Here is a 7,099-nt window from a genome sequence, read left to right as displayed (position 1 = left end):
CCAAGAAACCCAGCCCAACAATCCAGCGTAAAATATCAGCAGAAATCAAGCCTGCCACCTGCTGCCCGATCCATGCGGCAGCATAGTGATTCAAAACAGTTGCAACAAAAATGCCCGCCACAATCGGCAACGGCCGACGAAAACGGGCAGCAAGAATCAACGAAAGCAATTGTGTTTTATCGCCCATCTCGGCAATAGCCACTACGCCAGTTGAAACTAACAACGTGTCAAACATAAACAGCACTCCGGATGGGCAGAAACAAGAAGTCATTGCGCGTAGCCCATCCAGGAATACACGACAACAACTTCAGGTCTCGTCAGGCGAAGCAACAGCTCGCTATCTATGCCATGCGTTAATTTGCAAATATGTTGACATAGATCCTGCTCAAATCGCTGGGTTTTGGACCCAACACCAAGGCAGGCGACTACTCCCCCGAAGGGTAAGGCGGCATTTTAATGCTTTTTATGGCCTAAGTGCAAATCGGGGTTTACCCGCTAACGTAAAGATTGCAAAATGCCGTCGCATGCATCTTCAATCAAATCAAGCACCAACTCAAAACCCGCATCCCCACCGTAATAAGGATCAGGCACCTCACGCTCACTCGATTGCGTCGCAAAAGTCATAAATAAACGCAATTTGTGCTGATGGGCTACTGGACAATGCTGTTTCAAGTAAGCCAAGTGACTGTTATCCATCGCCAGAATCAAATCATACTCAGCAAAATCCATCGCATTCACTTGCCTAGCGCGTAAAGCAGATAAATCATAGCCCCGCCGCAAGGCATGCTTTTGCGCCCGTCGATCAGGGGCCTCACCCACGTGATAACTTTGCGTTCCGGCGGAATCAACTTCAATTTGCCCCGCTAAATACTGCGCCAGCACTTGATGTCGCAGCACAGCATCCGCCGTCGGGCTGCGGCAAATATTACCGGTACAAATCATCAGCACTTTTTGCATCTGCTTGCCTCTTGTTATTGGCTTAACACGCTGGCACACCCACCGTCAGCGCCAACCCCCCCAAAGAGGTTTCTTTATAAATATTATGCATATCCATGCCCGTGCGGTACATCGTGGCGATGACTTCGTCCAAACTTACTTTATGCTCGCCGTTTTCCATTAACGCCAATTGCGCGACTTTAATCGCTTTTTCAGCAGCAACCCCATTGCGCTCAACACAAGGAATTTGCACCAAGCCGCCGACTGGATCACACGTCAAACCAAGATGATGTTCCATGCCGATTTCAGCGGCATTTTCAACTTGCTCTAAAGTACCGCCGAGTACTGCACAATACGCACCCGCCGCCATTGAACACGCCACGCCCACCTCACCCTGACACCCCACCTCAGCGCCAGAAATGGATGCATTCATTTTATATAACATGCCAATCGCGGCCGCCGTTAGCAAAAAGTCCACCACGCCAGCATCATTAGCGTTAGGCGTAAAATTGCGATAGTACTGCAAAACAGCCGGAATAATCCCCGCCGCGCCATTGGTCGGTGCAGTGACAATGCGGCCACCACTGGCGTTTTCTTCTGAAACGGCAATCGCATAAATCATCGGCCACAACATGAAATCAGCGCGGCCAGTCAGTTGCATACCGACCATTTTGCGAAAAATCCCCGGTGCTCGACGTTTTACGTGATAGCCGCCAGGCAACTCACCCTCACGAGTACAGCCATTATGAATGCACTGCTGCATCACATTGGCGATTTCCAATAACTGCGCACGCACAGTCACTTCCGATTGCGTGGCCAGCTCATTGGCCAGCATGATTTGAGCAATGGACTTGCCTTGTGTACGGCAATGAACCAATAGATCTGCGGCATTTTGAAATGGAAACGGCACCGGTGTCGATTCACGCGTTTGGCCAAATTCAGCCTCACTGACGACAAATCCGCCACCAATTGAGAAGAAAACATTATTGGCTAATTCAACACCCTCAGCATCAAAAGCGCGAAAGCGCAGGCCATTTGAATGTTGTTTTAAAAACAAATGCTTATGCAACTGAACATCTTGGTGAAAATCAAAGGCAATCGGATGTGTGCCGGCAAGCAACAATTGTGCGTCGGGCGCCTTAAGTTGTTTGAGACGCAAGTCCACCCGTTCAGGCGCAACAAATTTAGGGGTATCGCCCTCCAAACCAACCAAAGCAGCACTAACAGAGCCATGCCCCTCACCAGTCAATGCCAGTGAACCATAAAAATCAACCGAGATACGACGAATTTGCAGTAATTGGCCTTGGGCCATTAAATCGTCAACAAATGTTTTTGCCGCTACCATCGGCCCCACTGTATGTGAACTCGAAGGACCAATCCCAATTTTAAATAAATCAAAAACACTTAACATCATTCACTCCCGTTAGCAGGATCGCCACTAACTGATAAATAAAATGGATCAGACGAGCGATGAGCCCGACTGATCCAGCAAATCAAAACCAACTCATTAAGTATCGGTGCAAATTACAAATAACTGCCGACAAAATCACCCACAATGCCGATCAAACCCATTACAAAGATAAAACCAGCCATTTTTGATTGATAAATAAACAAACGCGGAATTCGTTTCATCAGCATCACCGGCATTAAATAGGCATAAATCGCAATAATTGGCGCAGACAAAGCCCCGATGATTTTCAAAATCGGCGGGTTATACACGGCCAAGAACCACAAACCAATCATCATCACCAGCGTCACAATCAGATTGATTCTTTTTCGATTTAATTTCGCTTCCGCCGCTGGATTGTTCCAAGTCATCACCCGAGTCGTAATGCCAACCAAACCTTCACGCGTGCCCACAAAGTGACCGAAATACGAGCTGGCAATCGCAAGAAAAGCGATCAGCGGAATCAGATATTGCAAGAATGGTTGCGACACAATCAAAGAAACCGTCGTCAAAATGTCGACATTTTTCGCTTGCGACATCGCCAACACTTCAGGCGAAGTGGCCAGTACCATCGAAAAAACGAAAAACATCACAAACACCAGCAAAATCAATGAAGTCCATTTAATGATGCCATCGGTACGTTGCACCGCTTCTTCAGCAGAATATTGCGAGCGATAAGATGCCGCCAACGTCGAACAGACCGGAGAGAAATTCATCGCAAAAACTAACACTGGGAACAATAACAACATGTTTTTAAACACATCACCCATCTCAAACGGCGCGCTTAAAATCGCGGTATTCCATTGCGGAATCATATAAATCGACAAACCCGCCAGCATAATAATCAACGGAAAAGTCATCATGGAAGTAACGCGGACCATGAATTTTTCACCCGCCAAAATCACCCCCGTTAAACCGGCCAAGAGCAAGAACGTTAACACCGTGCGCGAAGTACCTTCCACGCCCATTTGATTATGTAAGAACGACTCAACAATATTGGTCACGCCGGTAGCGTAACCCACGCAAATGGTCACAATCGACAAGAAATACAAAATAGAAACGGCAAAACCCACATTCCGGCCAAGATCATATTCAACTGCGCCGATAATATCGGTCGGCTTAGGGCAAGAAGCCACAACCCGTGTAATCCCACGATGGGCAACAAACGTAATTGGAAAAATAATCGCCGTTAAAATCAACATCGGCCAAATACCACCCAAACCAGCACGAATAGGGAGGTATAAGATCCCAGCCCCCACTGCTGTTCCGAAGCACGTCAATACCCATTCCCAGTCTTTACGATCTAACGACATATGCCAACCCCCAAAATAATAGCGCCACACACTGACGTACAGTATGTAGTCGATGTGGGCGCTATTACACGCGATCTGCATAAATAAAACTGTGACAAATTTACACAAAAACCTTACATTCTGATTGGCGTTTGATTTTTAACAATAAACCCAAAATAGCTAGGGCTTTACTGTATATGTTTTTGTAAAAAACAATGCGTTGCTTACTCCGCACTCAACTGCAAAGCCCACATTTGCGCGTAAACGCCATCCAAAGCCAACAATTGTCGATGGCTGCCGCGCTCAACAATGCAGCCATCACGCATCACCAAAATCTCATCAGCATCCGAAATCGTCGATAAGCGATGTGCCACCACCAAAGTCGTTCGATTTAGAGAAATCGCTTTTAATTCAGCCTGAATCGCCTTCTCGGTATGAGAATCGAGCGCGCTGGTGGCCTCGTCAAAAATCAAAATCGGTGGGTTTTTTAATACCGTGCGTGCAATCGCCACCCTTTGCTTTTCGCCGCCGGACAACTTCAAACCGCGCTCACCGACGGTGGTATCAAAACCATCAGGCAGACTCATAATAAAATCATAGATATGCGCTGATTTTGCCGCCTCAATCACCTCATCACGACTCGCCGTTGGCTTTCCGTAAGCAATGTTGTAGTAAATTGTATCGTTAAACAAAACGGTATCTTGCGGAACAATCCCAATGTGCGAGCGCAAACTGGCCTGCGTTAAATCACGCAGATCAACACCATTAATCTCGATTGCACCGGAATTCACATCGTAAAAGCGATACAACAAGCGCGACAAGGTCGATTTACCCGCGCCACTGGCACCAACCACCGCGACGGTTTTACCTGCCGGGATGCTAAAACTAATGTCTTGCAGAATTTGTCGATTTTGCTCATAGCCAAAATTAACATGGGAAAAGGTGATGGCCGCGCTCGGGGTTTGTAAGGCTTGAGCATTGGGCTTGTCTTTGATTTCAGCGCCTTTACTCATCAAGCCAAACATTTTTTCCATATCGGCTAAAGAATTTTTAATCTCGCGGTAAACAAAGCCCAAAAAATTCAGCGGCGCATACAGTTGTAATAAGAACGCATTCACCAATACCAAATCACCCAGCGTCATCGTGCCTTTAACCACCCCATCGGCCGCCATCCCCACCAACAACGTCACCCCGACGGCAATAATAATGGCCTGGCCAGCATTTAAAAATGACAACGACACTTGGTTGCGCACCGCAGCGCCTTCCCACTTTTGCATACTGGCGTCGTAACGTTCGGCTTCCCAGCGCTCGTTGCCGAAATACTTCACGGTTTCATAATTAATCAGACTATCAATAGCCCGGGTATTGGCATTGGAATCTAAGACATTCATTTCACGCCGATAGCGCATCCGCCACTCGGTAACGCCCAGCGTAAATGCGATATAAACCGCGACAGTTGCAAACGTGACGGCAGCAAACCACCAGTCGTATTTTTTAAGCAAAATCACCGCGACTAAAGCAATCTCAACCAAGGTTGGCAAAATATTGAACAGCATAAAGTTCAATAAAAACGCAATCCCCTTGGTGCCGCGATCAATATCGCGACTCATGCCGCCAGTTTGGCGCTCAAGATGAAAACGCAGCGACAAGCGATGTAAATGCTCAAACACCTGCAAGGCCACTCGACGAATCGCACCTTGGGTGACTTTGGCAAACACCGCATCGCGCATTTCACCAAACACCGCCGAACTCAGCCGCAGTGCGCCATACGCCAAAATCAACGTCAATGGCAGCACTAAAGCCTGATTTTGCACATCCAGATGATCAACAATGTCTTTGAGTACCAAAGGCACCGACACATTGGCGAGTTTGGCGGCAATCAGCAAACTGAGGGCAGCAAAAACCCGAAACTTATACTGCATTAAATACGGCAATAAAGTGGATAAGGTCTGCCAATCTTTACGTGGTGGTTTTAAGTTTTTTTCTACTGTTGATGTCATTAATGCAGTGTCCGGGGCATAGAAAGGATAAATGGCGCAATCGTGGCTTCAAATTCAGTACCATCAGCCGCCATCATTTGATAACTACCGCGCATGGTGCCAACCGGGGCATTGAGCGTTACGCCGCTGGTGTATTCAAAGCTCTCACCGGGTGCAATTTCAGGATGTTCACCCACCACACCCAAACCGCGCACTTCTTGTTTCTGACCTTGGCCATCTTCAATCACCCAGTGCCGTGCCATCAACTTAGCGGGCATATTGCCTTCATTGGTAATGGTAATTTGATAGGCAAAAGTGTATTGCTCGGCACTTTCATTGGATTGCTCGGCAAGATAAAACGGCCGAGCCGTAACGCTAATTTTATAAGTGGCTTCCAATTTATAATTCTCCGTATGTCTGCGATAGATCAGGGCGATATGGCAGTTTACCAGCGCAGCGAACGCATATTGCGCAAAGTCATCTTGTTTTCGCGTTAAACTGGCACACTGCGATCAGTTGCCGCTGGCTTTAAGGTACGCTTTCAACGCGCCTCACGGCCCCGGCAGCAACCGACCCAAGCTGTTTATTGTTGCCTTCTAAGGAGCTCAACTTATGACCTATCGCATCGCCCCAAGTATTTTATCGGCTGACTTTGCCCGTTTGGGTGAAGAAGTAAAAAACGTCATCGCTGCTGGCGCCGACATCATTCACTTTGATGTGATGGACAACCATTACGTACCTAATCTCACCATCGGGCCCTTGGTTTGCGATGCCATCCGGCCATGGACTGACGCGCCGATTGATGTGCATTTAATGGTAAAACCGGTTGATCGCATTATTCCCGACTTTGCCAAAGCCGGTGCCAACATCATTACGTTTCACCCCGAAGCATCTGAACACATTGACCGCTCTTTAGGCCTCATTAAAGAATCTGGCTGCAAGGCCGGTCTGGTGTTTAATCCAGCAACCCCATTGCATTACCTTGACTACGTGATGGACAAAATTGACATGATTTTGCTGATGTCAGTTAATCCCGGTTATGGCGGTCAATCCTTTATCGCCGAAACCCTCGTCAAAGCACGCCAAGCGCGCGCTTTAATCGACGCTTATACCGCCAAAACTGGGCGTGAAATCTGGCTAGAAATCGATGGCGGGGTCAAAGTTGACAATATCGCCGCGTGTGCGGCCGCAGGGGTCGATACCTTTGTTGCGGGCTCCGCCATTTATGGCCAGCCGGATTACAAAACCGTCATTGACCAAATGCGCGCTGAACTGGCTAAGGTGGCTTAATGCAGCTATTGCACAACCCACGCTGCAGTAAAAGCCGCGAAGCATTGAGCGAACTGACTGCACGCGGGTTTTCGCCTGACGTTCGCCTTTACCTTGAAGACACGCTAAGCGTGGCTGAAATCACAGATTTACTGACCATGCTCGACATCGCCGCG

Annotated in this window: 7 protein-coding genes; 1 reads left to right on the top strand and 6 read right to left on the bottom strand. The window is 47.9% G+C overall.

What is annotated here, in order from left to right:
* The 6 genes from Q0V82_RS16120 to apaG all read right to left on the bottom strand — a co-directional run.
* Positions 1 to 235, bottom strand: a 235-nt coding sequence (locus Q0V82_RS16120) for a TMEM165/GDT1 family protein (protein WP_297577397.1), incomplete at its 3' end; no start/stop codon positions are given.
* Between the two features lie 260 nt (positions 236 to 495).
* A complete protein-coding gene (locus Q0V82_RS16115; RefSeq protein WP_297577395.1) occupies positions 496 to 957 on the bottom strand; it encodes a low molecular weight protein-tyrosine-phosphatase in 462 nt (153 codons plus the stop codon).
* A 22-nt stretch (positions 958 to 979) separates the two neighbouring features.
* A complete protein-coding gene (locus tag Q0V82_RS16110; protein WP_297577399.1) occupies positions 980 to 2,347 on the bottom strand; it encodes an L-serine ammonia-lyase in 1,368 nt (455 codons plus the stop codon).
* Positions 2,348 to 2,460: 113 nt separating this feature from the next.
* Positions 2,461 to 3,696, bottom strand: coding sequence for an amino acid permease (locus Q0V82_RS16105; RefSeq protein ID WP_297577392.1), 1,236 nt, complete (start codon positions 3,694 to 3,696; stop codon positions 2,461 to 2,463).
* A gap of 203 nt (positions 3,697 to 3,899) precedes the next feature.
* Positions 3,900 to 5,675 (bottom strand): ABC transporter ATP-binding protein/permease, encoded by a 1,776-nt coding sequence (locus Q0V82_RS16100; RefSeq protein ID WP_297577390.1) that lies wholly within the window; start codon positions 5,673 to 5,675, stop codon positions 3,900 to 3,902.
* A complete protein-coding gene (apaG, locus tag Q0V82_RS16095; RefSeq protein WP_297577388.1) occupies positions 5,675 to 6,052 on the bottom strand; it encodes a Co2+/Mg2+ efflux protein ApaG in 378 nt (125 codons plus the stop codon). Before apaG ends, Q0V82_RS16100 begins: the two co-directional genes overlap by 1 nt.
* Positions 6,053 to 6,266: 214 nt before the next feature.
* Between apaG and rpe the strand changes: the two genes are divergently transcribed.
* The gene (rpe, locus tag Q0V82_RS16090; protein WP_173534109.1) at positions 6,267 to 6,944 is read left to right on the top strand and encodes a ribulose-phosphate 3-epimerase; all 678 of its coding nucleotides are present in this window, start codon (positions 6,267 to 6,269) and stop codon (positions 6,942 to 6,944) included.
* The last annotated feature ends 155 nt before the right edge of the window (positions 6,945 to 7,099 follow it).

The organism is uncultured Deefgea sp. (assembly GCF_947072475.1).
Taxonomy (GTDB): Bacteria; Pseudomonadota; Gammaproteobacteria; order Burkholderiales; family Chitinibacteraceae; genus Deefgea.
The sequence above is the reverse complement of the archived record's forward strand: the minus strand, read 5'-3'. Positions and strand labels throughout refer to the sequence as shown.